The sequence below is a fragment of the Rothia aerolata genome, assembly GCF_014635585.1.
In the GTDB taxonomy this organism is placed as follows: Bacteria; Actinomycetota; Actinomycetes; order Actinomycetales; family Micrococcaceae; genus Rothia; species Rothia aerolata.
The window spans coordinates 490,543-516,569 of the sequence record NZ_BMDC01000001.1; the positions used below are offsets into that span (position 1 = coordinate 490,543).

23 protein-coding genes, 2 tRNA genes and 1 pseudogene are annotated in these 26,027 nt (G+C 57.1%); 11 read left to right on the top strand and 15 right to left on the bottom strand.

Annotated elements, in window-relative coordinates:
- Positions 1-60: 60 nt before the first annotated feature.
- Together valS and IEV00_RS02135 are read left to right on the top strand one after the other, a co-directional pair.
- A complete protein-coding gene (gene valS, locus IEV00_RS02130) occupies positions 61-2,688 on the top strand; it encodes a valine--tRNA ligase (protein WP_188358682.1) in 2,628 nt (875 codons plus the stop codon).
- A 79-nt stretch (positions 2,689-2,767) separates the two neighbouring features.
- Entirely contained in the window at positions 2,768-4,216 is a 1,449-nt protein-coding gene (locus tag IEV00_RS02135; protein WP_188358683.1) for an LssY C-terminal domain-containing protein, read from the top strand.
- A 90-nt stretch (positions 4,217-4,306) separates the two neighbouring features.
- Here IEV00_RS02135 and IEV00_RS02140 read toward each other — a convergent pair whose 3' ends face one another.
- From IEV00_RS02140 to IEV00_RS02200, 13 genes are all read right to left on the bottom strand, one after another.
- Positions 4,307-4,924: a mycothiol-dependent nitroreductase Rv2466c family protein gene (locus IEV00_RS02140; RefSeq protein ID WP_188358684.1), complete on the bottom strand. Its 618-nt coding sequence runs from the start codon at positions 4,922-4,924 to the stop codon at positions 4,307-4,309.
- A gap of 70 nt (positions 4,925-4,994) precedes the next feature.
- The gene (gene clpX, locus IEV00_RS02145; protein WP_188358685.1) at positions 4,995-6,284 is read right to left on the bottom strand and encodes an ATP-dependent Clp protease ATP-binding subunit ClpX; all 1,290 of its coding nucleotides are present in this window, start codon (positions 6,282-6,284) and stop codon (positions 4,995-4,997) included.
- A 194-nt stretch (positions 6,285-6,478) separates the two neighbouring features.
- Complete coding sequence (locus IEV00_RS02150; RefSeq protein ID WP_188358686.1) at positions 6,479-7,144, bottom strand: ATP-dependent Clp protease proteolytic subunit; 666 nt, start codon at positions 7,142-7,144, stop codon at positions 6,479-6,481.
- A 30-nt stretch (positions 7,145-7,174) separates the two neighbouring features.
- Complete coding sequence (locus tag IEV00_RS02155; protein WP_188358687.1) at positions 7,175-7,813, bottom strand: ATP-dependent Clp protease proteolytic subunit; 639 nt, start codon at positions 7,811-7,813, stop codon at positions 7,175-7,177.
- Between the two features lie 118 nt (positions 7,814-7,931).
- Positions 7,932-8,687, bottom strand: a complete 756-nt coding sequence (locus tag IEV00_RS02160; RefSeq protein WP_188358688.1) for an iron ABC transporter ATP-binding protein — start codon at positions 8,685-8,687, stop codon at positions 7,932-7,934.
- Positions 8,684-9,757 carry an iron chelate uptake ABC transporter family permease subunit gene (locus IEV00_RS02165; RefSeq protein WP_229723016.1) on the bottom strand — a complete coding sequence of 358 codons (1,074 nt, stop codon included), beginning with the start codon at positions 9,755-9,757 and terminating at the stop codon, positions 8,684-8,686. Before IEV00_RS02165 ends, IEV00_RS02160 begins: the two co-directional genes overlap by 4 nt.
- A complete protein-coding gene (locus IEV00_RS02170; RefSeq protein ID WP_188358689.1) occupies positions 9,747-10,763 on the bottom strand; it encodes an ABC transporter permease in 1,017 nt (338 codons plus the stop codon). The genes IEV00_RS02165 and IEV00_RS02170 overlap by 11 nt, the downstream gene beginning before the upstream one ends.
- 90 nt (positions 10,764-10,853) lie before the next feature.
- The gene (locus IEV00_RS02175; RefSeq protein WP_188358690.1) at positions 10,854-11,858 is read right to left on the bottom strand and encodes a siderophore ABC transporter substrate-binding protein; all 1,005 of its coding nucleotides are present in this window, start codon (positions 11,856-11,858) and stop codon (positions 10,854-10,856) included.
- 205 nt (positions 11,859-12,063) lie between these two features.
- A complete protein-coding gene (gene tig, locus IEV00_RS02180) occupies positions 12,064-13,374 on the bottom strand; it encodes a trigger factor (RefSeq protein WP_188358691.1) in 1,311 nt (436 codons plus the stop codon).
- 117 nt (positions 13,375-13,491) lie between these two features.
- A tRNA-Pro gene (locus tag IEV00_RS02185) sits at positions 13,492-13,566 on the bottom strand.
- 154 nt (positions 13,567-13,720) lie between these two features.
- A tRNA-Gly gene (locus IEV00_RS02190) sits at positions 13,721-13,791 on the bottom strand.
- Positions 13,792-13,871: 80 nt separating this feature from the next.
- On the bottom strand, positions 13,872-14,759 hold the full coding sequence (locus tag IEV00_RS02195; protein ID WP_188358692.1) for an Fpg/Nei family DNA glycosylase: 888 nt from the start codon (positions 14,757-14,759) through the stop codon (positions 13,872-13,874).
- Positions 14,760-14,762: 3 nt separating this feature from the next.
- On the bottom strand, positions 14,763-15,257 hold the full coding sequence (locus IEV00_RS02200) for a ribose-5-phosphate isomerase (protein ID WP_188358693.1): 495 nt from the start codon (positions 15,255-15,257) through the stop codon (positions 14,763-14,765).
- Positions 15,258-15,343: 86 nt separating this feature from the next.
- On the opposite strand from IEV00_RS02200, the gene pepN reads away from it, so the two are divergent.
- Together pepN and IEV00_RS02210 are read left to right on the top strand one after the other, a co-directional pair.
- Positions 15,344-17,881, top strand: coding sequence for an aminopeptidase N (pepN, locus tag IEV00_RS02205; protein WP_188358694.1), 2,538 nt, complete (start codon positions 15,344-15,346; stop codon positions 17,879-17,881).
- Between the two features lie 131 nt (positions 17,882-18,012).
- Entirely contained in the window at positions 18,013-18,414 is a 402-nt protein-coding gene (locus tag IEV00_RS02210) for a globin (protein WP_188358695.1), read from the top strand.
- Here IEV00_RS02210 and IEV00_RS02215 read toward each other — a convergent pair.
- Positions 18,411-19,112, bottom strand: coding sequence for a DUF8185 domain-containing protein (locus tag IEV00_RS02215; RefSeq protein WP_188358696.1), 702 nt, complete (start codon positions 19,110-19,112; stop codon positions 18,411-18,413). The genes IEV00_RS02210 and IEV00_RS02215 overlap by 4 nt on opposite strands.
- 70 nt (positions 19,113-19,182) lie before the next feature.
- Here IEV00_RS02215 and IEV00_RS02220 point away from each other — a divergent pair, with 70 nt between their 5' ends.
- Positions 19,183-20,100 (top strand): acyl-CoA thioesterase, encoded by a 918-nt coding sequence (locus tag IEV00_RS02220; protein WP_188358697.1) that lies wholly within the window; start codon positions 19,183-19,185, stop codon positions 20,098-20,100.
- 229 nt (positions 20,101-20,329) lie between these two features.
- Here IEV00_RS02220 and ettA read toward each other — a convergent pair whose 3' ends face one another.
- The gene (ettA, locus tag IEV00_RS02225; protein WP_188358698.1) at positions 20,330-22,009 is read right to left on the bottom strand and encodes an energy-dependent translational throttle protein EttA; all 1,680 of its coding nucleotides are present in this window, start codon (positions 22,007-22,009) and stop codon (positions 20,330-20,332) included.
- A 176-nt stretch (positions 22,010-22,185) separates the two neighbouring features.
- Between ettA and IEV00_RS02230 the strand changes: the two genes are divergently transcribed.
- From IEV00_RS02230 to IEV00_RS11235, 6 genes and pseudogenes are all read left to right on the top strand, one after another.
- Positions 22,186-22,518, top strand: coding sequence for an MDR/zinc-dependent alcohol dehydrogenase-like family protein (locus IEV00_RS02230; protein ID WP_188358699.1), 333 nt, complete (start codon positions 22,186-22,188; stop codon positions 22,516-22,518).
- Positions 22,519-22,546: 28 nt separating this feature from the next.
- Entirely contained in the window at positions 22,547-22,804 is a 258-nt protein-coding gene (locus tag IEV00_RS02235) for an MDR/zinc-dependent alcohol dehydrogenase-like family protein (RefSeq protein WP_188358700.1), read from the top strand.
- Positions 22,805-23,017: 213 nt separating this feature from the next.
- Positions 23,018-23,977 carry an NAD(P)-dependent alcohol dehydrogenase gene (locus tag IEV00_RS02240; protein ID WP_229723101.1) on the top strand — a complete coding sequence of 320 codons (960 nt, stop codon included), beginning with the start codon at positions 23,018-23,020 and terminating at the stop codon, positions 23,975-23,977.
- 35 nt (positions 23,978-24,012) lie between these two features.
- Positions 24,013-24,186 (top strand): hypothetical protein, encoded by a 174-nt coding sequence (locus tag IEV00_RS02245; RefSeq protein ID WP_188358701.1) that lies wholly within the window; start codon positions 24,013-24,015, stop codon positions 24,184-24,186.
- A gap of 328 nt (positions 24,187-24,514) precedes the next feature.
- Positions 24,515-25,222 (top strand): annotated as a pseudogene (locus IEV00_RS02250) (IS110 family transposase); the annotation flags it as partial.
- A gap of 379 nt (positions 25,223-25,601) precedes the next feature.
- Positions 25,602-25,766, top strand: a complete 165-nt coding sequence (locus tag IEV00_RS11235) for a type II toxin-antitoxin system death-on-curing family toxin (protein ID WP_373868227.1) — start codon at positions 25,602-25,604, stop codon at positions 25,764-25,766.
- The last annotated feature ends 261 nt before the right edge of the window (positions 25,767-26,027 follow it).

The following is a 26,027-nucleotide window of genomic DNA, read 5'->3' on the forward strand; positions in this document are numbered from 1 at the left end:
CACCCCTTGCAACCTGCCCAAAAATTCCCCTGGCAGGTCAAACATGAGACAATGGCAAGCATGGCTGAAAATAACCAGGGCATAGACACGCCCGCAGAAATCAACGTACCTGACCGCCCCGGCCTGGAAGGTCTCGAAGAGAAGCTTTCCGCCCGCTGGGAGTTCGAAAAAACTTACGCTTTCAACCGTGAGACCTCCCGCGAAGAGGTTTATTCCATTGATACCCCGCCGCCTACCGCCTCTGGTTCGTTGCACGTGGGTCACATCTTCTCCTACACTCAGACCGACGTCATCGCTCGTTATCAGCGCATGACCGGCAAGAACGTTTTCTACCCCCTGGGTTGGGACGACAACGGCCTGCCCACCGAACGCCGTGTTCAGAACTACTACGGCGTACTCTGCGACCCGGCGGTTCCCTACGACCCCGATTTCACCGCACCCGAGAAGCCCGCCAAGAACCAGCGCGACTGGCCCCGTATTTCTCGCGGTAACTTCATCGAACTCTGCGAGACCCTGGCCACCGAAGATGAGAAGGTCTTCGAGCAGACTTTCACCACCCTGGGTCTTTCTGTTGACTGGTCGCACACCTACCGCACGATCGACTCCCACTCTCGCAAGATCTCCCAGCTTGCCTTCCTCAACGACCTCAAGTCTGGCGATGCCTACATGGCAGAAGCCCCCACCATGTGGGATGTTACCTTCCGCACCGCCGTCGCCCAGGCTGAGCTAGAAGATAAGGAAATGCCCGGCGCCTACCACCGCATTTCCTTCCACCGTGAGAACGGCGAGAAGGTCTGGATTGAGACCACCCGCCCCGAGCTTCTGCCCTCCTGTGTGGCCCTGGTGGCCCACCCCGATGACGAGCGCTACCAGCAGCTCTTCGGCACCAAGGTAACCTCCCCGCTTTACGGCGTTGAGGTAGAAATCATGGCTCACCCCCTGGCCCAGCCCGATAAGGGTGCCGGTATTGCCATGATCTGTACCTTCGGTGACACCACCGACGTCACCTGGTGGCGCGAGCTCAACCTTGCTACCCGCGCCCTGGTGGGCCGTGACGGCCGCTTCTCCCGCGAGGTTCCCGAGTGGATTACCTCCGAAGAAGGTCGCGCTCGCTACGAGGAACAGATCGCCGGAAAGACCGTGTTCTCGGCCCAGAAAAACACCGTCGAGATGCTGGTTGAGGCCGGTGAGATGGACGGCGAGCCCAAGAAGATTACCCACCCGGTCAAGTTCTACGAGAAGGGCGATAAGCCCCTGGAAATCGTGGCTTCGCGCCAGTGGTACATCCGCAACGGTGGCCGAAATGCCGACCGTCGCGAAGCTCTCATCAGCCGAGGCCGCGACATTGAATGGCACCCCTCTTTCATGCGTTCCCGCTACGAGAACTGGGTGGAGGGTCTCAACGGTGACTGGCTAATTTCCCGCCAGCGTTTCTTCGGCGTGCCCTTCCCGCTGTGGTACAAGCTCGATTCCGAGGGCGAGCCCGACTACGAGAACCCAATCATTCCGGCTGAAGAGTCCCTGCCGGTTGACCCGGCTGCTGAGGCGCCCAAGGGCTACACCGAAGACCAGCGCGGGGTACCCGGTGGCTTCATCGCCGACCCGGACGTCCTTGACACCTGGGCGACGTCGTCCCTGACCCCCCAAATCGCAACCGGTTGGGCGCAAGACGATAAGCTGCACGAGGTCACCTACCCCATGGACCTGCGCCCCCAGGGCCACGACATTATTCGTACCTGGCTCTTCTCCACCGTGGTGCGCTCCAACTCGCTGGAAAACAGCGTGCCCTGGAAGCACACCGCGCTCTCCGGCTGGATTCTTGACCCCGACCGCAAGAAGATGTCTAAGTCCAAGGGCAACGTGGTGGTGCCCAATGACGTGCTCGAAAAGTACGGTTCAGACGCTGTGCGCTACTGGGCAGCTTCAGCCCGCCTGGGTGCAGACACCGCCTACGACGAAGGCCAGATGAAGATTGGCCGCCGCCTGGCAATCAAACTGCTCAATGCCTCAAAGTTCGTGCTGAACCTGGGGGCTACCGCTGACTCGGTGCTGACTTCTGCCGAGCAGGCTGCGGTGGTTACCAATGAGCTCGACCGCTCGTTGCTGGCCAAGCTGGCTCAGGTAGTTGAAGAGGCCACCGCTAGCTTCGAGAAGTACGAGTACGCCCGCGCGCTTCAGCTGTGCGAGACCTTCTTCTGGTCTTTCACCGACGACTTTGTGGAGCTGATTAAGGATCGCGCCTACGGCTCCCGCGGTGAAGAGGAGCAGGCATCTGTTCTTGCTGCTCTTGCCACCACCCTCGATGCCCTGCTGCGGCTCTTCGCCCCCTTCCTGCCCTTCGCAACCGATGAGGTGTGGAGCTGGTGGCGCAAGGGTTCGGTACACCGCGCCGCCTGGCCGGTTGCCGATGGCTACCGTTCGATTGCGGACGCCGCTGATGTGGCTGTTCTGCCCACCGTGGGTCTGGCACTGGGTGGCCTGCGTAAGTCTAAGTCTGAGGCTAAGGTTAAGCAGCGCACCGAGGTGGCTCGCGCTACCATCTCCGCTCCTGCCGAGGAAATCAAGCGGATTGAAGCTGGCATGGCAGATCTGAAGGCCGCCGGTAACGTTCGCGAGCTCAACCTGGTTGAGGCTGAGGGCGAGCTCACCGTCTCTGACGTTGAGCTGGTGACCGAAGAAACCGAATAATCAGCCCGCCTGACCAATGGCAGCCTGCATAAAATACTGTGTAGGCTGCCATTGTTGTACCCGAATGAAAGTTCAGATTATGCCCAGGGAAACTCCCGGTTACCCCGAGTACAAGGGGTCAACCGACGATATTAAAACGCTCAACTATTTCGAGCAGTTGGGTGGCCGCCGTGCTTTCTCCGGCCTGATTGATAAGGCATATTTCGTCTTTGCCGGCCTGGCCTCTATCTGGCTGGCAGTGGCAGCTCTGGTGGTTGCTACCACCTCGTCCTGGTGGGCAATCCTGCTGATTTTGGTGGTCTGGGCGATGTTTGCCTACCTGACTCTGCCCCGTTTTCACAAGATGATGACCACCCTCTACGTGCCCAACTACTTTATTGGGCGCACCCAGACTGCTGACGGCCTCTTGGGTGACCCCGTTAACCTGGCTATCCGGGGTGAGTCAGACGATATTCATCAGGCCTTTAAAAAGGCAGGCTGGGTCAAGGCAGACCCGGTAAACTTGGTGACCTCCTGGAAGATTATTGTCTCCACCCTCACCAAGCGCTCCTACCCTTCCGCCCCGGTCTCTCCCCTCTACCTCTTTGACCGCAAAGAGGATTTCGCCTACCAGCAGGACGTTGAGAACTCTACCGAAAAGCGCCACCACATTCGTTTTTGGAAGACTCCCGAGGGCTGGAAACTACCCGGCGGTGAAGAGGTGGACTGGGTTGCCGCCGCTACCTTCGACCGGGCGGTGGGCCTCTCCCTCTTTACCTTCCAGGTCACCCACAAAATTGACGCAGAAACCGACAACGAACGAGACTACGTGATCGATACGGTCATGTTCTGCAATGATGAAGTGGAAAAAGAAGTGATTGAAGACTTCTCCGCCGGCTACCACTCACGCAATGGCGGCGGCGATGCGATTATCACCGACGGCGACTTGCCCATTCTAGAAATGAACAGCGTTGCCGATGACATGGAGGTCTCCGATAACTCGCCGGAATCGCAGTACTCGCACCACCGTCGTCCTTTCGAACTAATTGAAGACGCCCCAATTTCAATTTGGGTAGCAAGCTTCTTCGTCTCCTTGGTCGCGGTGATTCAGGCCTTTATTACTTTTTCTGCCCTGGACGGCAACCAGCTCTCACAGACCGCCAACCGGCTGGTTGACTCGACTCCCCTGCTGAACTGGGTGAACCGCGACTGGTTGCAGCACACCGACTGGATCATTATGTCCCTGCTGCTGGTCTTGGCCCTGGTACAGATGGGCCTGGCCATTGGCGTTATCCGCGGCTTTATGAAGGCCCGGAAAGTTATTCTGGCGCTGCTGGTGGTCTCATTTGTTTCCACCGCGATTCGGGTTCTCACCGATGATGTAACCGGTGGCGCCATGTACCAGGTCTTTGTGCTCATGGCCTCGCAGGTTTTTGCCATGATTGAGTTCACCTCAGACGACGCGGTGAACTACACCTACAACAAGTCCACTACCCCCGCGCAGAGGCAGAAGGACGGGCAGGACGGCGCCGCTGCGGTGAGTCCGTAAACGGCAACTGGGTACTCTTGTAGCTTACTCAGCCTAGCGGGTCTCTCCCCTGATCAGGGAAGAGGCCCGCTAGGCTGAAGTTTTGCCGCTTTAGCTAAAGTCAGGCTTTACACCGGTGCGGGAGCGCTTGAGCTCATAGAAACCGGGGTAGGAGGCCAGGGCAACAGCGCCGTCAAAGACCTTGCCCGCTTCCTCGCCCTTGGGGGCGGGAGTAATCACGGGGCCGAAGAAAGCGGTGTCGTTGAGGGAGACAATCGGCACGCCAACCTCATCGCCCACCTTATCCAGGCCAGCCTGGGTTGAAGCCTTCAGAGCGTCGTCGTAGTCCTCCAGCTCTTCAAACTCAACATAGTCGGCGGGCAGACCAACCTTCTCCAGCGCAGCTACCAGAGCATCGTGGAAAGCGTTGCCGTTGTTGCCCTGATCGTGAATTTCCTTACCCAGGACGAAGTAGAATTCCTCTACCTTATCCTGGCCTGCCAGTTCACGAACAGCCAGAACCACGCGAGGAACGCCAATGGTCTGGTCAATGTGCTTGCGGTAGCCCTCGGGCAGGTCACGGCCCTCGTTGAGGAAGTAGAGGGAGAAGGGGTTCCACTTGATTTCAATATCGCGAACCTTCTCTACCTCCTTCATCCACTTAGCGGTAACCCAGGTCCAGGGGCAGGTAGGGTCAAACCAAAACTCAACCTTGGTCTTCTCAGCCATGAGTAAACTCCTTTAACTCATATTTTTTCTTCTAAAAACGGGGTGGGCATACACACCCACCCCGTCTAACCTATGCAGATTTCTTGGTCTGGGCTTCAGACTCAAGAATCAAAATTGGATCCTTCTTCCCCGCCACTACTTCGGCGTCAATAATCACCGAGGAAATATCGGAGCGGGAAGGAATGTCAAACATCACCGGCTGTAGCAAATCCTCCATAATGGAGCGTAGACCGCGGGCACCTGTATCGCGCTCAATCGCCAGCCGGGCAACCGCCTCAATGGCGTCGTCCTCAAACACAAGATCAACCTGGTCGAGGGCAAACATGCGCTTGTACTGCTTAACCAGGGCGTTCTTGGGCTCGGTGAGAATACGAACCAACTCGTCGGCGCCCAGCTTACCCAGGGTAGCTAGCACCGGCAGACGGCCGATGAACTCGGGAATCAGACCAAACTTCAGCAGGTCTTCGGGCATGAGCTTCTGCATCACGTTGTCTTCGAGAGCCAGGTTCTCAATTGAAGCGCCAAAGCCAATGCCCTTGCGGCCCACTCGCCCGCCAACAATCTCTTCAAGGCCGGCAAAGGCACCGGCAACAATGAAGAGCACGTTGGTGGTGTCAATATGAATAAATTCCTGCTGCGGGTGCTTGCGACCTCCCTGGGGAGGAACTGCAGCAACGGTGCCCTCAAGAATTTTCAGTAGGGCCTGTTGCACGCCCTCACCCGAGACATCGCGGGTAATCGAGGGATTGTCTGCCTTGCGGGAAATCTTATCGATCTCGTCGATGTAGATAATGCCCTTCTGGGCCTTTTCAATATCGCCGTCAGCAGCCTGAATGAGCTTGAGGAGGATGTTCTCAACGTCCTCACCCACGTAACCCGCCTCGGTTAGCGAGGTAGCATCGGCGACGGCGAAGGGAACGTTCAGCTTCTTGGCAAGGGTCTGAGCCAGGTAGGTTTTGCCGGATCCGGTGGGGCCCACCAGCAGGATATTTGACTTCGAGATGTCTACATCTTCGCCGTCATTCGCCAGAAGCTGCTGGGCATCAGAGATAGGATTTTCATTGGCACGAATACGCTTGTAGTGGTTATAGACTGCCACAGCCAGAGCCCGTTTAGCGGCCTCCTGGCCAATCACGTATTCCTGCAGGTGGTCAAAAATCTGGTGCGGAGTAGGAAGTTCCTCGGGCGCGCTAATACCCTTGACCTCTGCCAGCTCCTCATCGAGGATTTCGTTGCAGAGCTCAATGCACTCATCGCAAATGTAGATGTTCGGCCCGGCAATGAGCTTGCGAACCTGTTTCTGGTTCTTTCCGCAGAAAGAGCACTTCAGAAGATCGGTTGACTCACCTATTCGCGCCATATCCGATTTTCCTTTCTCTCAGCCATCCAAGAACTAGGCTACCTTGATTCTCTGCTAGCGCCAATTAGCAGCTGAAATACTACTCAACCCGGTATTTGTTGCACGGGGTTACGCTCTGCGCTCCCCCTCAAGCACAAAGGCACTGTCTGCCGAACCCAGCAGACAGTGCCTCAATGCTAGAAGTCACCCACGGTTTAGCCCTTGTTAATCATGGGCTTGTTGACCTTGCGGGATTCCAGCACCTGGTCAACCAGACCGTACTCCATGGCCTGCTGAGCGGTCATAATCTTATCGCGCTCAATATCGCGGTCTACTTCCTCAGCGCTCTTGCCAGCGTGCAGAGCCAGGGTCTCGGCAGTCCACTCACGCATACGCATTACTTCGTTAGCGTGAATCTCAATGTCAGAAGCCTGGCCGCCCTGCTGACCACCGAGGGCGGGCTGGTGAATCAGAACTCGAGCGTTAGGCAGGGCAAGGCGCTTACCGGGGGTTCCCGCAGCCAGCAGGGTTGCCGCAGCAGATGCTGCTTGACCCAGGCAGACGGTCTGAATCTCGGGGCGGATGTACTGCATGGTGTCATAGATTGCAGTCATCGCGGTGAAAGAACCGCCGGGTGAGTTGATGTAGAGGGTGATGTCGCGGTCGGGATCCTGGGATTCCAGCACCAACAGCTGCGCCATGATGTCGTCAGCTGAAGCGTCATCTACCTGGGTGCCCAAGAAGATAATGCGATCTTCAAAGAGCTTGGCGTAGGGATCTTGGCGCTTGTAACCGTAGGGGGTGCGCTCCTCGAAGCTGGGCAAGACGTAACGATCGTTGGGCATAGCCAGCGGCGCGCGTGAAGCAGGATTGAAGTTCATGTAAAAATCTCCTAAATCAGTGGTTCTGGCTTACTTGTTTTCGTTAAAGCTCGCCGGGCTGGCTGAGGTGGCAATGTGGTCAAAGAAACCGTATTCCAGACCCTCTTCAGCGGTGAACCAGTTGTCGCGATCGTTGTCCTTGAGAATGGTCTCAAGGGTCTGCCCGGTGCGGTCAGCGGTAATCTGAGACAGGCGCTTCTTCATGTCTAGAATCAGCTCTGCCTGAATACGGATGTCAGAGGCAGTACCGCCCAGACCACCGGAGGGCTGGTGCATCAGAATACGAGCGTTGGGGGTTGCAAAGCGCTTACCCTTAGCACCGGCGGTCAGCAGGAACTGGCCCATGGAGGCGGCCATACCGGTCACTACGGTTACCACATCATTAGGAATCAGCTGCATGGTGTCGTAAATCGCCATGCCGGCGGTCACCGAACCACCGGGTGAGTTGATGTAGAGGTAGATATCAGCCTCGGGATCCTCAGCCGAGAGCAACAGCAGCTGAGAGCAGATACGGTTAGCGTTGGAATCGCGTACCTCGGAGCCCAGCCAGATAATCCGCTCCTTGAGCAGACGGTTGTAGACGTAGTCGTCCTGACCACCCATCTGGGTTTCCATAGCAGGTGCTGAGCCCGCAGCTGAGAAATCAGGCAGAGGCAAAATGTTAGACATTAACTTCTTCTTCCTTCTTAAGAGGTCACGGGGTAAAACCCCGTCTCTAAAAATTGGGTTACTAGAAGACTATCCAAAGTAAACCGGCTATGGTGCAAAGTTCACGTACAACGAAAGCCTAGAAGTAAGAGGCCATGAGCCCGCGGGGCGTTTCGACCACCTCAATCGGCGTATTGAAGATGTCGGTGAGGATTTCGGCCTGCATGACCTGGTGGGTGGGGCCGTGCTGGACGACGCGTCCGCCCTTCATCGCGCAGATAAAGTCTGCGTAGCGGGCGGCAAAGTTAATGTCGTGCAGCACCACCACAATGGTGCGGTCGAACTCCCGGGCGGCGCGGTGCAGGTGCTGCATCATCTGCACCGAATGGGCTATATCCAGGTTGTTGAGCGGCTCATCCAACAGCACGTACTCGGTCTCCTGAGCCAGGACCATCGCCACGTAGGCCCGCTGGCGCTGGCCGCCCGAGAGCTCGTCAAGGTAACGGTTTTCAAGCTCAGTCAGGTTAAAGAACTCGATATAGCGAGAGATAATCTCTTCATCTGCCCGGGTCAGCCTACCCTGGGAGTAGGGAAAGCGGCCAAAGCCCACCAGCTGGCGCACGGTCAGTTTGGTAACGAAATGGTTTTCCTGCCGCAGAATCGAAATAATCTTGGCAAGATCCTTGGACTTGGTTTTACCGATGTCACAGCCGGCCACCTCAATAGCACCGGCGTCAATCCCCAAAAGCCTGCCGATCATGGTGAGCATGGTGGACTTTCCGGCACCGTTAGGGCCCACCAGGGCGGTGATACCGCCCCGGTTAACGTCCAGGTCGATGGGGCCAATTTTGACCTCAGACGAATAGTCTTTTTGAACGTTTTTGAGAGTAATCACAGGCTACCCTTTCGCAGAATAACAAAGAGGAAGACCACGGCACCCACCAGCTCAATGATAATGCTGACAACGCCCTGGGCTTCAAAGACGTGGTACATGAGGAAGTAGGCAACGGTCAGCACCATGTAGGCCAGCAGTGCTGACAGCGGCAGAAGATACTTGTGGTCGTAGGTATTGGCGAACTGGTAGGTCAGCATCGCCACCAGGAACCCCAGAAAGACCATAGGGCCCACCAGGGCGGTGGAGACAGCGGTGAGAATGGAGACCATCACCAAAACCGTGATGGAAACCTGCTTATAGTTGACCCCCAGGTTCTCTGCAACGTCCCGCCCCAAACCAATCACGTTGAGCTTGCGCGCCAGTAGAAAGAGCACCGCACAGGCGCCAAAGACCAGGGGCAGAGCCACCGGGTAGTAGTCGGAGTCGGCATTATTGACCGAGCCGAAGAGGCGGGCGGTCAAAATATCGAACTCTGAGGGAGTAAGCATGCGCTGCATGAAGGTTGAAACAGACCCCAGTCCCCCACCGATCACGATTCCCACCAGCAGCATTACGTGCATATTAGCGTGCTTGCCGGTCAGCAGCCAGGAATAGAGCACCAGGCTGAAGCCAACCATCAGTGCAATTTGCACCAGGAACATGGTGAAAGACCGGGCGTTGAGCAGGCCGGTCACCCCAAAAAAGTATACGGTTCCGGTATGCAGGGCGGCATAGAGGGACTGAAAACCCATCACGCCGGGGGTAATAATCTTGTTGTTGGTAACCGTTTGAAAGGCAACGGTGGCGGTAGCCTGGCACAGCGCCACCACCGCCATAGCGATGACGGCATCTGCTCGGCGTTCAGCAATGAGCCAAAAGCGCGAACTTCCAAAGGGCATGGGATTTCCGTAGGAAAGCAGGCCCAGGGTAGATACGGCACTGGCAACCACCAGAACCGCCACGGTTATCCAAAATCGGCGCGCGGCCTTGGGCGAGTCGAAGGCACCGGCGCTGCGGCGGCGTCCTGAATCCCCCGCCGCAACAGCCGCCGGGCCAAAATCAGTGGGAACGTCAATCTGCTTACCGAGCACGCCTACGACCTCCAACAATCAAGCTGACAAAAACAATGGCACCGATAATGCCCAGGATGACGGAAACGGGCATCTCAAAGGGCGCAATAATCAGACGGGCAATTAGGTCGCAGGCGGTCACAATGGCGATACCGGTCAGGCAAACCCAGGGTAGGTTCGAGCGCAGGTCATCACCGCGGAAGAGGCTGACGATGTTGGGTACGATCAACCCCAGAAAAGGCAGAGACCCCACCGCAACGGTTACCACTCCGGTAGCGATAGCGATCAGGGCAGTAGCCACCAGAACCACGCGCTGGTAGTTGACGCCCAGGTTAGTGGAGTACTCCTCACCCAGCCCCGCCAGGGTCAGCCGGTCTGCCAGCAGAAAGACGGCGACGACCACCAGCAAGACCAGCCAGAGCACCTCATACTGACCCTCGTAGACCGAGGTGAAACTTCCGGCAAACCACACGCCCAGGTTCTGAAGCATGTTGGTCTCCAGAGCGAAGAAGGTTGAGATAGCGCTAATCACGGTTCCCAGCATCATGCCCACAATGGGTACCACCAGAGACGACTTGAGCGAGACTCGGCGCAGGAAGAGAAAGAAAATCATAGCGCCGATGAAGGCGAAGGTAATAGCTCCGGTCATCTTCAGCAGGATGGACGACGTCGGGAAGAAGAACATCATCACGATCAGGCCGAAACCCGCCCACTCGGTGGTTCCCGTAGTAGATGGTTCCACAAAGCGGTTTTGGGTAATCAGCTGCATCACCAAACCAGACATGGCCATAGCCGCCCCCGAGAGCACCAGGGCGATGGTTCTGGGCACGCGGCTGATACCAAACATTTCTGCGCCGTCCTCAGCCCCAAAAATGTCGTACTCGCCTGTGAGCAGGGAAAAGACCAGCAGCAACGCCACTACACCAAACCCCACCAGCAATTTCCAGCTGAACAGACTCGCCCGGGTTGCGCGAAGAGAACCGGCAGAGCTTCGCTCACTACCAGATACAGGAGACACAGAAGTCATTACACCTGCTACCTTATACACAGTTGTAGCCAAGAGCCGCTCCAGCTAAAACCGGAACGGCTCTTGGCCCAGAATTACAGATTTTCTAGATTATGCCTTTTCAAGAGCCTCAGCGTAGGCGTTCAAAACCTCGGTGTAGGTAATGATGTTTTCGTTGGTGTAGGTATCTGCGGGAGCAAGCACCACGTTGTCTTCCTTGATGGCAGTGACGTTCTGCAGAGCAGCGTTTTCCTTAACCACAGACTCTGCCGAAGCCTGGTTTTCGCCCTGGGACACAGCGGCATCGCGGTCAAGAACCAGAATCCAATCGGGGTTGGAGTCAGCGATAGCCTCAACGCTAATATCATCGCCCTCATGGTTGTCTGAGCCGTTTTCTAGCGTCAGGGCGGGGGTCAAGCCCAACTCGTCAAAAAGGGGACCATAGAAGCGACCCTCACCGGGGGCAATATAACCAATCTCGCCGCCGGAGACGTTCAGGGCCATAACCTTCTTCGAGGGGTCGTAGGCCTTCTTAACCCGCTCAACAGCGGCGTCAAAATCAGACACCAGCTGATCGGCCTCTGCCTGCTTGCCGAAAATCTCGCCCAGGGTGGCGGTCTGGCGCTTGAGCTCGTCAATCATCGGCTCACCTTCGCGCGGTTCGAGCTCCACCAGGGTGGCATCGGGGTTGAGCTCCTTGATGTCCTCATAGTACTGCTGAAAGCGCTGGCCGTTAATAATCAGCTCGGGCTCAGCTGCTGCCAGAGCCTCAAGATCGGGCTCGCGGTGGTTTCCGATGTCAACAACATTCTCATTGTTCTTCAGGCTATCCAGGGTGCTGGGAACCAGCTGCAACGGTGCAGCAACGGGCTCTACTCCCCAGCTATCGAGAATTTCAAAGGAGCGGTTATCGGTGACAGCCACCTTGGTGGGAGGGGTGGAGATTTCCTGGGTTCCGAAGTTGTCTTCAACGGTCACGGTGGAAGAAGATGCAGAGCTTGAGGTAGCAGAAGAATTATCGGTAGATGCAGCGTCGTCGCTGGCACCGCCACATGCTGAAAGAGCCAGAACAGCACTCAGAGCCAGAGCAGAGAATGAAAGGTGTGCTTTGCGCATGGTTAGCCTTACGAAATAGTTCTTGTGTGGTTACTACTTCTCGAAGTAGTCCCGTATGACTTTACAGATAGGCTTACCTAAGTACAAGATAAAGACCACCAATTTTAAAGATTTCGCAAAATTTCTTTAACCTAATTATGGTGATTTGACAGACAAGAAAACGGCCCCCACTTTTAGGTGGGGGCCGTTATTCGGAAATTAAAGATTATTCAGCGTCTTCTGCCGCTTCTTCCTCGTTACCCAGGTACTTGGTCAGGTCAACGGTGTTACCCTCGGAGTCCTTAACCTCAGCCTTTTCGATCACGGAGGCCAGAGCCTTGGAGCGGCGAACCTCGCCCACCATCAGGCCAGCCTGGCCGGAGCCGTCCAGCATCTGTGCGAACTGGTTGGGGTCCATACCGTACTGGGAAGACATGGTCACGATGTAGTCAATCAGCTCTGCCTGCTCAACGCCGATTTCTTCCTTCTCGGCGATGGCGTCAAGAATCATCTCGTTCTTGAAGGCGGTCACAGCGTTCTCGCGAACCTCTGTGCGGTGCTCCTCGGTATCGTGGCCCTCTTCAGCGCCGGGAGCGTTGAAGTGCTGGTTAATCTGCTCTTCGATAACCTTCTCGGGAACCTCGATTTCAACCAGTTCAACCAGCTTCTCGAGAACCTTGTCACGAGCCTCAGCACCCTGCTCGGCAACCTTGGACTCAGCAGCCTGCTTCTTCAGGTCTTCCTTGAGTTCGTCGATGGTGTCGAACTCAGAAGCCAGCTGAGCGAACTCGTCGTCAGCCTCGGGCAGCTCGCGCTCCTTAACGGCGGTCAGGGCAACCTTAACAGTTGCTGCCTCACCGGAGTGCTCGCCACCGGCCAGCTTGGTTTCAAAGGTAGCGTCCTCACCAGCGGAGAGGCCCAGCAGAGCCTCGTCCAGGCCCTCAAGCATGGTGCCTGCGCCCACCTGGTAGGAGAGATCGTTAGCGGCGTCAACCTCTTCACCGTCAATAGAAGCATTCAGGTTGATGGTTACGAAGTCATCGTCTGAAGCGGGGCGGTCAACGGTCTTGAGGGTACCGAAGCGGGAGCGCAGGGCATCGAGTGCCTTCTGCTCGTCTTCTTCGGTCACCTCGGTTGCAGCAACCTCAACCTTGAGACCCTCGTAATCGGGCAGCTCAATCTCGGGGCGAACGGTTACCTCGATGGTCAGCTTCACATCGTTTTCGCGAGCGCCTTCTTCGGGCTTGGAGACGATGTCCAGCTCGGGCTGAGCCAGGGGGGTCAGGTCGTTTTCGGCCAGTGCCTGCTGGTAGTACTCGTTCAGGCCTTCGTTGAGGGCGTTTTCAACGATGAAGTCGAAACCTGCACGCTGTTCGATGAGCACACGGGGAGTCTTGCCCTTACGGAAGCCGGGAACCTGGATCTGCTGTGCCAGAGACTTGTAGGTGCGGTCAAGGTAAGTCTTGAACTCTGCGAAAGGAATCTCAACCTCGATCTTTGCGAGGGTTGAGCTGAGCTTCTCGACGGCAGTCTTCACGTCCGTTGATCTCCTGATACTTAGTTGGTTTCACTCCCCGCCGTCAGGCGAGAAGTTCTTTCGATGCTTATGAAAAGTAAAACCCGCCGAACCTGCGGCGGGTTTTCCTTAGTCATGTCGGGGTGACAGGATTCGAACCTGCGATCTCCTGCTCCCAAAGCAGGCGCGTTAGCCAAGCTACGCCACACCCCGCGGTTTTTGCCGCAAACAAGAAAAGTCTAGCGGTTTTTCTCTTCATTTCCCATTTTTGGGCTGTTTTTAGCCCTCGGCGTGCCTTGAGGGCAAAGAAGGTGCCGATATGAAAAACGCTTTGCTTCTCGATGGTTCGAGAAGCAAAGCGTAGGCGAGGGGGCGACGGGAATCGAACCCGCGTAATCAGTTTGGAAGACTGAGGCTTTACCATTAAGCTACGCCCCCAAAACTCAAAGGTTTTGAGTGTCTTGCGAACAAGACTTTATTAGTAAACACTGTTCAGAAACCAATGTCAAATCGAGTGTCTACACCTGGCAGCCGGGGCACCAGTAGAGCTTGCGCCCGGCGATTTCGTCTACGGCGATGGTGCTGCCACAGCGCGGGCAGGGCTGACCCTGGCGGTGGTAAACATAGTTGGCGTGTTCTGGCCAGGCCTCGGTTTCGGCAATTCCCGGTCGGTCTTGCGGTTCGGTGGTGATAATGCGCCCCACCCGCACGCCGATTTTAAGCAGGTGTTTATTATCTTCCCAGAGGCCCCGCTGCTCTTCTGCGCTCAGCGACTTGGCCGGGCGTAGCGGGTCTATCTTCTGCCGGAAGAGGGATTCGGCGCGGAAGATATTGCCCACCCCCGAGATGACTTTTTGGTCCATGAGGACGACGCCGATGGGGCGGGAGGTCTTGGAGACGGCCGTAAAGAAGGCGGTGGGGTCGGCGTCGTCGTTGAGCGGGTCGGGGCCCAGCTTGGCCCGCACCTGGGCAACCTCATCCACGGTGAGGGTTCTACAGACGGTTGGCCCTACCAAATCAGCCCAGCCGTGCTCGCTGACCAGGCGGGCGCGCACGGTTGCCTTGGGTGCGGGTGGGCCGGTGTAGGCCGCCGGCTGCACGTCAGCACCCAGTTCCCGCTCCCCTACCCGGCGCGGGGCACCGATAGATGAGGCACCCTGAAACTGCTCGTCCCCTCCGAACGTCCAGGCACCGTAAATGCCCAGGTGCACGTTGAGATAAAGGCCATTATCGAAACCAACAAAGAGGTGCTTACCGTGGGCAAAAGAATCCCCCACCCGAGCGCCGTCCAACAACTGAGCCCCGGCAGAAAACCTGCCCTGGGGGCTGGTGACCTCAACGGTCTGACCGGCAAAAACATCGTTGAACTGGCGCGCCAGGCGGTGGATGGAATGACCTTCTGGCATGGACTAGTTCACGCCGTCAATCTGCTTGCCAGCAATAGCTCCGGTGGTCTCGTACTCCCCCATCTGGGCAATACGGCGGGCGTGGCGCTCCTCGTTGGTCCACTCGGTCGTCAAGAAGACCTTAATGATTTCCAGAGCCTCTTCAAGGGAGTGCTGGCGGCCACCGATTGCTACCACCTGCGCGTTGTTGTGCTCGCGGGCCAGAGCCGCGGTGTCGTGATTCCAGGCCAGGGCCGCACGGATACCCTCTACCTTATTAGCTGCCATCTGCTCGCCGTTGCCGGAGCCACCCAGCACAATACCCAGGGAGTCCAAGCCCTGCTCGCGGTCTTTTTTCACACCCAGAGCAGCGTTGATGCAGAAGCTGGGGTAGTCATCGAGCGCATCGTATTCAGCAGGGCCGTGATCTACCATCTCGTAGCCAGCTTCGGTCAGTTTCTCCACGAAAAAGCGGCTCATTTCAAGGCCGGCATGATCGGTGGCAATATGCACGCGCACGGGGTTCTCCTCTGAAGTTTTTGATTTGTGCTCTGCACTACTAGAGTAGCGTGATAAGAGCATATTCTGAAAAGAAAGGGAACACGATGCCGGGTATGAACCTCACACGGGCCGAAGCGCAGGAGCGGGCCGAGGTTATTAAAAGAGTTGAAAGCTACCAGCTTAATCTTGACCTGACTCAGGGAGAGAGAATTTTTGCGGTTAAGGCGGAGATTCGCTTTAAAGCGGTAGCTGGGAAGACCACCTTTATTGACGCCATTACCGATACCGTTCGATCCATCGAGCTCAACGGCCAGTCGGTACCTACCGACGCCGCCGACGGCGTGCGCATTGCCCTGCCCGCCCTGGCGGAAGAAAACCTTCTAAAAATTGACGCTGATTTTCTTTACACCAACACCGGTGAGGGTCTGCACCGCTTTGTTGACCCGGTAGATAACGAGGTCTACCTCTATTCCCAGTTTGAGGTTCCCGACTCCCGCCGGGTCTTTCCCGTCTTTGAACAGCCCGACCTCAAGGCTGAGTTTTCCTTTACCATCACCGCCCCCGAGCACTGGAACGTGATTACCAACCAGCCCGAGACCTCGGTGGAGAAAACTGAGGGTAAGGCCACCTGGACTTTCTCGGCGACCCCGCGGATTTCCTCCTACATCACCGCCATTATTGCCGGCCCCTACGAGAAGGTCACTTCTTCTCTGACCAATTCTGAGGGTCGCGAGATTGCCCTGGGCGTTTTTGCGCGTAAGTCTCTGATGCCCTACCTAGACTCTGAAGAAATCTTTGAGCTCACCCGCCAGGGTTTCGAGTTCTACGAAGAGCAGTTCAAGGTTCCCTACCCCTTTGAGAAGTACGACCAGCTCTTTGTGCCCGAATTCAATGCCGGTGCGATGGAGAACGCCGGTGCAGTCACCTTCCTGGAAAACTACATTTTCCGCTCCAAGACCACCGAGGCGATGATTGAGCGCCGGGCTATCACCATTCTGCACGAGCTAGCCCACATGTGGTTCGGCGATTTGGTGACCATGAAGTGGTGGAATGACCTGTGGCTCAACGAGTCTTTCGCCGAGTTCATGTCTACCCTGGCAGCAGCTGAAAACACCCGCTTTGTTGACCAGGCCTGGGCCACCTTCTCGGCTTCTGAAAAGACCTGGGCCTACCGCCAGGATCAGCTCTCCACCACCCACCCGATTGTGGCAGAAATCCGCGACCTGCACGATGTTCAGGTGAACTTTGACGGCATTACCTACGCCAAGGGTGCCTCTGTGCTCCGCCAGCTGGTTGCCTGGGTTGGCCAGGAGAACTTCATGGCAGCGCTGACCGACTACTTCGGCAAGCACTCCTGGGGCAACACCGTGCTGAATGACCTTCTGGTTGAGCTTGAGAACAAGTCCGGCCGCGATGTGAAGGCCTGGTCAGCTAAGTGGCTGGAAACCGCCGGCGTGAACACCCTGAGCACCGAGGTGCAGGAGGAGGGCGGCATCCTCACCCAGCTGGCTATCCGCCAGACCTACGCCGAGGGCTTCGAGACCCTGCGCCCCCATCGCCTGGTGGTGGGCTTCTATTCGCTACAGGATGGTCGGCTGACCCGCACCGACCGCTTTGAGCTGGACGTGGACGGCGAGCTGACGGTTCTCGAGCAGGCGGCAGGTAAACCCCGCCCCGATTTGATTCTGGTCAACGATGAGGATCTAGCCTACGCAAAGATTCGCCTGGATGAAAAGTCTCGCGCCACCGCTATCAAGCACCTGGGCGATATTGACTCACCGGTGGCCCGCGGTGTGGTCTGGGGCTCGCTCTGGGACACCACCCGCGATGCCGAGATGCCCGCCCGTCAGTTTGTTGAGCTGGTGCTCAATAACATTGGCAAGGAAACAAACTCCACCGCCGTGCGCACCCAGCTGCTCAACCTCGAGCTGACCCTTAACTCCTACGTGAACCGGGACTTTGCCGAGGAAACCCGCCGCGATGCTGCCCACCGTCTGTGGGATATTGCCCAGGATGCCGAAGCTGATTCTGACAACCAGCTTCAGTTCGTGCGCACCTTTGCCAAGCTGGCCGAAACCGATGCGCAGCTGGAAACCGTCGAGGCCCTGCTCACCGGAGACATCACCCTGGAGGGGCTTGAGATTGACACCGACCTCCGGTGGGTTCTGCTGACCTCCCTGGCCGCGGGCAACCGCCGCAGCGAGGACGACGTCAACGAGATGCTGGCGGCAGACAACACCTCCAACGGCCAGCAGGCGGCGGCCACTGCCCGCGCCTCGATTCCTACCCTGCCCGCCAAGGAAAAGGTCTGGCAGGAGGTTGTGGTGGAGAACTCCATGTCTAACATCGTGCAGCGCTCTGCCATTGCTGGCTTCAGCGGCGGTACCGATAAGTCTGTGCTTGAGCCTTTCACCGACCGCTACTTTGAAGCAATCGAGGGTATCTGGCGCGAACGCAGCCACGAGATTTCCCAGCAGATTATCGTGGGGCTCTTCCCCCGCAACTACTCTCAGAATCTGCTTGAGAAAACCGAGAAGTTCCTGGCTAAGCTGCCCGAGGACGCCGCGGCCCTGCACCGCATGGTCTCGGAGTCCCGTGACGGCATGAAGCGGGCGCTGAAGGTACAGTCAGCTGACCGTTAAACACAGCTGTTAAGCTGTGCACTAAGTTGGGGTGGGGTGCGGCGAGCACGCTGGCTCGGGGCTGGCGTTAAGGGTGCGTGCTCGCCGCACCCCACCTCAACACTTAGATTGACCTCTTATCAAGGAAAACAATGGCTGATTCCAACAATCCCGCCTCCCAGGTCTCTTTCTATGAGCAGGTGGGCGGTTCCGCTACTTTCGAAAAACTCTGCCGTGAGTTCTACCAGCTGGTTGCCGCAGACCCCGAGTTTCGCGCGCTCTACCCCGAAGAAGATCTTGGCCCCGCCGAGCGCCGTCTTCGTATGTTCTTGGAGCAGTACTGGGGTGGGCCCAAAACCTACCAGGCTGAACGCGGCCACCCGCGCCTGCGAATGCGTCACCACCCCTTTGCCATTGGCCCCAAGGAGCGGGACACCTGGATTAAATATATGCGCCAGGCGCTCGATACCCTGCAGCTGCCTCCGCTACAGGATCAAACCCTGTGGGACTACCTGGAACGTGCCGCCCACGCCATGCAGAATCGAGCCTCCTAGAGAGCACTATTCCTGCGCACCAGCACGTAACCAGCCGGCGCGTTGATGCGTAGCCAGGAGCCGCTGGTGAAGCAGCGCAGGCTCCCCTGTGCCCCGCGGGGAAGAAACCCAAGGACGACGGCGGCAAAGGCTGCCCCGGTAGGCACGGGAAAGTCGGTGGGCTGGGAGTCGGCTGCGCCGCCGCGCTGTTCAATCTGCAGGGGCGATGACCAGATACGGGAGCGCACGGTGTTGACCACAGCGTGACCGGGGTTATCCGGCAGAGCCGAATCCACGGCGTCCATACCCTCCTTCGCAGCGCTCTCCAGCAGCTCAACGGGTAGGGGCTGTACTTCTTCCCAGCCCGACATGGGCGGCTGTACCCCCGCCCACACGGCATGAACGGTCATGGGCGGCACCTTGAGCACAAAATTCTCTTCTTCAATGCGAGCCAGACGGTCAAGAATAGCGGCCGACTCCACCACCACATCAAATTCGGCAGGCTCTTCGAGACGGAAGGCCCGCATACCCAAAACGGTTGGCGTTGAATCCAGCAGGGTCTCGGGGGCCAGGGTGCACACCGACACAGCCAGGCTTGAGCCCACAGCTTGCAGACGCACCGCCGCACTCTTCTCCACCGAGCGAATCCGCTTGACCAGCTTTTCAAGATCTCCGGCGGCCGCGGCCGAACCTAAATGAGCGGTCAAAACATCCGACATAATTCGTATACTTTCTATCCTGCGAGACAGCTAACCCCACTAGGTTACAGGTTTATGAGACAGTAAAGACATGTCAGAAAACACACAGAGTAACGATTCAAACGCGGCGGTTGATGATCTGATTGAGATGCTCAATCTCACTGACCGCGGAGCCACCCAGAACGAAACCCTCTTCGGCGCCCAAACCCTTAACCGAGAGTCACCGAGAATCTACGGTGGCCAGGTGCTCGCCCAGGCGATTATGGCCATGACCTCCACGGTGGATTCAGACCGCGACATTCATTCCCTGCACGGCTACTTTATTCGCCCCGGCGATATAGACCAGGATCTCAGCTTTGGCGTGCAGAAACTCAACGACGGCCGATCCTTCTCTACCCGCCGCGTACAGGCCTACCAGCAGGGGCAGGCAATTTTCTCTGCCATTTCCTCTTTTCAGACTGCCAGCCAGGGCCCCGAGCACGGCTCTACCATGCCCTCTGACCTGCCGGATCCCGAGTCACTGCCCACCGTAGCTGATCTCGTGGGTCACCTACCTCTGCCCATCGCCCGCGCTATCTCCTACCACCGCCCCTTCGACCTACGGCATGTTGAAGAACCGCTCTGGCTCAAGGCTGACAGTAGCAAGTCTCCCACCACCGCCGTCTGGTTCAAGTCCTTTGCCCCGCTGCCCGATGACCCTAACTTTCACAAGGCAGCTATCGCCTACGCCTCCGACTACATGCCCGTTGAACCCGGGCTTCGCGCCCACGGCAAGCACTGGATGGTACAGGGCATGAAAGTGGCATCACTTGACCACGCTATCTGGTTCCACCGGCCCGCCCGCGCCGACGAATGGCTGCTCTACACGTTGGAGGCCCCCAGCGCCCAGGACGCCCGGTCGCTAGCCACCGGAAAGATCTTTTCGCAGGACGGCGCTCACGTGGCAACCATCGCCCAGGAGACCATGCTGCGCCTGCCGGAATACCGGGAGGACATTACGGCGGTTTAGCTTACATCCTCAGGCAGGAAGTCACCTGCTGACAGCCGCGACTCGCGAGTTTTAAGACGGCGACGCCGCCCCCTTACACGAATACCTCAGGTGTATCGTGAAGCGGGTTGCGGCGTCGTCGTCTTAATGTTTCAGCTGGAGCGGCTCGTCAGTGGTGATGAAGCACGATTTTCCGAGCAAGCGAGGAAATAAAAATCGTGCGGAATCGATCACCGCAAGCTGAAGAACATTAGCGCGTCAGCTTCCTATGAACAACGCGGTGCGGCTTCGCAGCATCGGGGCCCAGTCGCTCCACCTTGTTCTTCTCGTAGGACTCGAAGTTGCCCTCGAACCAGTACCACTTATCGGGTTGCTCGTCGGTGCCTTCCCACGCCAGAATGTGGGTGGCTACTCTATCGAGGAACCAGCGGTCGTGAGAGACCACGACTGCACAGCCGGGGAATTCCAGCAGGGCATTTTCCAGGGAGGTCAGGGTCTCAACGTCGAGGTCGTTAGTGGGCTCATCGAGCAGGAGCAGGTTACCGCCCTGCTTGAGGGTCAGCGCCAGGTTCAGACGGTTGCGCTCACCACCGGAGAGCACCTCAGACTTCTTCTGCTGGTCGGGACCCTTAAAACCGAAGGCAGAAACGTAGGCACGGGAGGGCATCTCAACCTGGCCTACCTGAATGTAGTCCAGGCCATCGGAGACAACTTCCCACACGTTCTTCTCGGGATCTATGTTGGTGCGGTTCTGGTCAACGTAGGAAATCTTGACGGTCTCGCCCACCTTCAGGGAGCCGCCGTCCAGCTCCTCAAGGCCAACAATGGTCTTGAAGAGGGTTGACTTACCCACACCGTTGGGGCCGATAACACCCACGATACCGTTGCGGGGCAAGGAGAAGGAGAGGCCGTTGATGAGGGAGCGGCCATCAAAGCCCTTCTGCAGGTTCTCGGCCTCAATGACGACGTTACCCAGGCGGGGTCCCGGAGGAATCTGAATTTCCTCGAAGTCTAGCTTGCGGGTCTTCTCAGCCTCAGCAGCCATCTCCTCGTAGCGGGCCAGACGTGCCTTGGACTTAGCCTGGCGGCCCTTGGTGTTGGAGCGAACCCAGTCGAGTTCCTCGGAGAGGCGCTTAGCCAGCTTGGCATCCTTCTTACCCTGTACCTCTAGACGAGCACGCTTCTTCTCCAGGTAGGTGGAGTAGTTGCCCTCGTAGGGGTAGAGGTTGCCGCGGTCAACTTCGGCAATCCACTCTGCAACGTGGTCGAGGAAGTAGCGATCGTGGGTAATCGCGATAACCGCACCCTCGTAGGACTGCAGGTGCTGCTCGAGCCAGAGCACCGACTCGGCGTCCAGGTGGTTGGTGGGCTCGTCAAGCAGCAGCAGGTCGGGCTTCTGCAGCAGGAGCTTGCAGAGGGCCACACGACGGCGCTCGCCACCGGAGAGGTGGGTGACCGGTGAGTCACCGGGAGGGCAACGCAGGGCGTCCATTGCCTGTTCCAGCTGGGAATCAATATCCCAGGCATTGGCGGCGTCGATGTCTTCCTGTAGCTTGCCCATCTCTTCCATGAGAGCGTCGAAGTCTGCATCAGGGTTAGACATCTCGTCGGAGATTTCGTTGTAGCGAATAATCTTGTTGTAGATTTCGCCAACGCCCTCCTGCACGTTACCCAGAACGGTCTTTTCTTCGTTCAGCGGCGGTTCCTGCATGAGGATACCCACGGTGTAGCCGTCGGAGAGGCGGGCTTCACCGTTAGAGGGGGTGTCCAAACCAGCCATGATTTTCAGGATGGTGGACTTACCAGCACCGTTGGGGCCAACCATACCAATCTTGGCGCCGGGGAAGAACGACATGGAAACGTCGTTGAGGATGACTTTGTCGCCCACGGTCTTGCGGGCTTTGCTCATCGTATAAATAAATTCAGCCATGCTTACTAGGCTACCTGGTGAAGCCGGTTGCTTTAAGGGTATTCAGCTGTGTGCTTGGGTGAAGTTTGGCTTACTTTTTGAACTACGACGACTTGATCTAGCTTCCGGAATAAATCGCACCCGGCCCCGGTTACACCGAATGCATTAACGATAGAACGTCAAAGAAGATGATTATCATGCGTCAAGCAATTATAGATTCTGCAGGTAACCGGCTCGTCATTGACGAGCAGCCCACTGGTTCCGGGGCAGCGAAAGTCCTAGCGGCAGCTATTAACCCGGTTGATCTGGCTATAGCAGGTGGGCACTTCCCCTTCAGAGAATATAAGCCCGGCCAGCCCCTCGGCCTCAGCGGTGTAGCTGAGGCAGCCGACGGTAGCCGCTACTATTTCTACAACCCGCCCCTTCCAGCCGGTTCTTTCAGTGACTCTATAAATTTGAGTCAGACCCCCAAGGTGCCCCTTCCCGAGAATCTCGACCCTGAGCTTGCCGCCCTACTCGGCCCTGTATGATGCCGGCTCACTGAGCAGCGACGATACTGTGCTAGTTCTCGGCGCCACCGGTACCGTAGGCCTGATTGCAGCCCTGGTAGCGAAGAGCGCGGGAGCTCAGATGCTCGGGCTAGCACGGGACAGCCAGAAGAATAGGGACCTGCTGAATCAGGCTGGTATTCGAGCTATTTTTGATGACGGCGGTGGGTCAGTAACCTCCCAGCTTAAGGAAGCCGCGCCGCAGGGAATTACCCTGGTGATTGACAGCCTCTGGGGTTCCTATCCCGACGACCTTCCGGCATACTGATCAACCTGGTCACGAACAGCAGAGAAGAAAATGCCCCTGAGGCAGAACCTTCTTCTCCCAAGACCACCAAGAGAATACAGTGAAGGCACAAGCAGCAGTACTGACCGAGGCTAACGCCCCACTCAGCTTTCAAGATATCGAATTCGACGAGCCACGCCACGATGAGGTGCTTGTCAGGTTGTTGCCACCGGCGTCTGCCAGACCGATGCCCACATTCGCAAACAGAACTATGAGACTCCCCTGCCCCTGGTTTTGGGCCACGAAGGAGCAGGCGTTGTAGAAGCGGTTGGCGAAAGCGTCACCGACCTTGAGCCCGGCGACCACGTGGTCATGAGTTACCCCTCCTGTGGCCACTGCCGCTACTGTCTCTCAGGCCACCCCGCCTTCTGCGAACAGGGATTTGACCTGAGCTTCCAGGGCGTACGCGCAGACGGCACCAACGCTTACCACGACGGCGTCCACGGCCATTTCTTTGGCCAGTCCTCCTTCGCCACCTACTCGCTGGCCAACCAGCGCAACGTCATCAAGGTTCCTAAGGAGGCCCCGCTGGAGTTGCTAGGCCCCCTCGGTTGCGGTTTCCAGACCGGTGCCGGCACCATCCTCTCGGCCCTGAAGGTTCCAGCCGGATCCTCCGTCGCCGTCATCGGAGCAGGAGGCGTTGGCCTGGCCGCCATTATGGCAGCCAAGGTAGCGGGAGCAACCACCATCATCGCCATGGACATCTCCGACGACCGCCCGGCCCTGGCCTCCGAACTCGGAGCAACCCACACCTTCAACACGAAAGAAGCTGATATTACCGAGAAGCTACTCGAAGTCGCCCCCGGCGGCGTTGACTACGTCGTTGAGCTCACCGGTATTCCCAAGATTCTCTCGGCCGCCCTCGAAGGAACCGCCATGCTGGGCACCGTCGCCCAGGTAGCTGGCCCGCCCACCGGCACCACCGCCGAACTCGACGTCAATACCATTCTCAACGGCCGTGGAGTACGCGGATACATTCAGGGAGACGCTCTCTCCAAGGAGTTCATCCCCACCATGGTCAAGCTCTACATGGAGGGCAACTTCCCCTTCGACAAGCTGGTGACCCTCTACGACTTCAAAGACATTGAACAGGCCTTTGAAGATACCGCAAGCGGTAAAACCATTAAGCCAATTCTCAAAATTGGAGAAATCTAAATAACCATCACGATTCAAAGGAGTAAGTGATTATAATGACAAACCAAAAGCCCGAATGGCTCATCGAAGACCTCGGTTCCCGCGGCGTTCAGCTCATTGACTGGAGCGACTTTTCCGTTCCGCCCGAATCCTCATGGGGTAGCCTCTTCTCCCCCATGCGCCTGGAAAAGGGTTACCACCTGGAAGAGATTAAGCCCAACGTTTACTGACTCTCCACCGGCTGGTACGACATGATGTTCGCCGTCACTGAGACCGGCGTCGTCGCTTTCGACGCCCCCGTTACCTTTTAAGAGCGCTACACAGTCAACACCAAACCAGGTAACACTAGAAGCGTAAGTAACCGGCCCACCCCGGCATGGCTCAATGCCCCCAGCCAAACAAATAATAGTCAGGGGGGTATCGCCACCGGGGCTGGGAACGGTCCACAAACCATCGCTAATAGAAGCACGATCCAAAGCCAAAGGAAGACGGGCTGCGAGATTCGTGAACCTGCCGGTTACTTCACACCATAACCCGCAAAACACAAAGGTGTGAAGAATGACCGACATCTACCTCGGACTCGACGTAGGAAAAAACAACCACCACGCCACAGCCCTGACTACCTCTGGCAAGAAAATCTGGGATAAACCCCTACCCCAATCAGAACCCAAAATCCGTGAACTACTGACTAATCTCAGCACCCAAGGAACTGTTCTGCTAGTAGTGGACCAGCCTAAAACAATCGGTGCCCTGCCGATAGCTATCGCACAAAACATAGGTATCCAAGTCGCCTACCTGCCAGGACTAACCATGCGAAGAGTAGCTGATTTGCACCCCGGTGAAGCTAAAACAGACGCTCGCGATGCATTCATCATCGCTGAAACAGCTCGCACCATGCCCCACACCCTACACAGCATTACAGTGGCTGATGAAACCACAGCAGAGCTATCCATGCTCTGCGGTTTTGACGATGACCTGGCAGCTAACGCTACCGCAGTTTCAAACCGTCTACGTGGTTTTCTTACCCAAATTCATCCGCATCTTGAACGGGTGCTGGGACCAAGGATGACACATCCTGCTGTGCTTGCTTTGCTGAAGAAGTACCCTTCACCTGCTGATCTGAAAGCTGCTGGTAAAACCAAGGTACGCAATGTGTTGAAGAAGAAAGCACCACGGTTAGCAATAAAGCTTACGAATGAAATCTTCCAAACCCTTGAGGAACAGACAGTAGCCGTTGCTGGCACGAGGCCGGTGTCTTTCTCTTTGCAACAGGAATCCTCTGGATCTTCACCATGGCGGTCTATCTCCACGGGAAGAAATAGCGCACAGCGTCACACCGCCCCCCTGCTCGAAGACAGCACCGATAAGATAAAGTAAGAACCCACCGCCGATACCACGACCAAGAAGGAGGAAGACCATGAGCGACACCATCGCAGAACAAGCCCACACCGCCACCGATGAAAATTTTGACGCCGCCATGGACGTTATCCTCCAGGAATTGGACGGCGTCAACGCCCTTCTCGCTGACCGGTGACGCCCGAGACTCTCACCTCTACCCAGGTCATCCGGATCCACCAACGCATCCCTCAACATCACCGATGCTGGTCTAAGAAGACCAGGAGGTGAGCACCTTCTCGAAAGCGCCCTGGCGCGTCCGGTCGCCTCCTACGGTGGCGTAGCCTTCCTCGACAGCATCTTCCCTAAAGCCGCCGTCCTGATGCAGAATCTGATCCATAACCACCCGTTTCTTGACGGCAACAAACGCACCGCCTATGACAGCGCTGTCATCCTCCTGCGCCTGAACGGCTAGCGGTTGCTGAGCTACATCTCTGATGAGGAACAGGCAGACTTCGTAGTGGGCGTGGCCACTAAAGAACACGATCTTCAAGCCATTGTGCGGTGGTTCGATCGTCATTTCATCGCACTCTAGAGACCGCCACAGAACCGAATAACACCCACCACAGGTGTCGCATAAGAGCCACCAATGGAGACCTGGACATACTGAACTGACCAGCAAGAACACCCTCAGCACAGAAAACGTCATCAGAACAGACATAAAATTATGGCGTTC